The sequence below is a fragment of the Candidatus Acetothermia bacterium genome (assembly GCA_024653305.1).
Lineage (GTDB): Bacteria > Bipolaricaulota > Bipolaricaulia > Bipolaricaulales > Bipolaricaulaceae > JACIWI01.
On the sequence record JANLFW010000059.1, the window covers coordinates 808 to 1,625 of the forward strand.

At 64.4% G+C, this 818-nt stretch carries 1 protein-coding gene; it reads right to left on the reverse strand.

The window, feature by feature from the left end; all coding sequences use genetic code 11:
* Positions 1-818 (reverse strand): ABC transporter permease subunit (locus tag NUV94_08200; protein ID MCR4392716.1); only part of this gene is annotated, 818 nt, incomplete at both ends.

Genomic DNA, 818 nt, shown 5'->3' on the forward strand with positions numbered 1-818 from the left:
CGGACCGGCGACGAACAACACGACGAACAGCGTGAGCAGTGCAGTGGCCGGAAGGCGCCAGCGCCCGAGCTTCATGAGCCTGTGGTACGCGCCCTTCCCGCTGATCGTCGTGTAGCGCTTGCGGGCCCCGATGAGCTTTTGGTTCGCGAACACGGTCAGGGTGGTGACGAGGATCAGGATCAGGGTGAGCACGTACCCTTCCGCCTGTTGGCGGTTGTTGAACGCGGCGTACACGCGGGTGGAGAGGGTGTAGTACCGGATGGGTAGCCCAAGGAAGGCCTGGGTCCCGAACTCGCCCAGGCCCTTGCCGAATGTGAGAACAAACGCCGATCCCAACGCCGGCAGGACCAGGGGGAACGTGATTTTGCGCAGGGTCTCCCAGCGCTTCGCTCCGAGGATCTCCGCGCTCTCCTCAAGCTGGGCATCGATCGTCGCCAACGCCCCCCGCAACAGGATGAACGTGTACGGCACGTAGTGCACGCCGAGCGAGATCACGATCGGCAGGAGGCCATAGCCCAGCCAAGCTGGAGGATCGATGCCGAACACGGCGTAGAGGAGCCCAGGTTGTCCGCCGAACCGCAGGCTCTTGAACACCGTAAGCCAGGCCAGGCCCACCGTCCAGGACGGCACGATGTACGGGATGATCAGCGCCGAGCCGAAGAACCCCTTGAACGGAAGATCGGTGCGGGCGACGAGCCAGGCGAACAGCGCCCCCACCGGAAGGGCGATCGCCGTCATCAGCACGGCGATGAGGAGGCTATTTAGGAACGGCTGCCAGAAGATCGAGCTCGCGAGCTTCCCGATGAGGACCCGTTGCC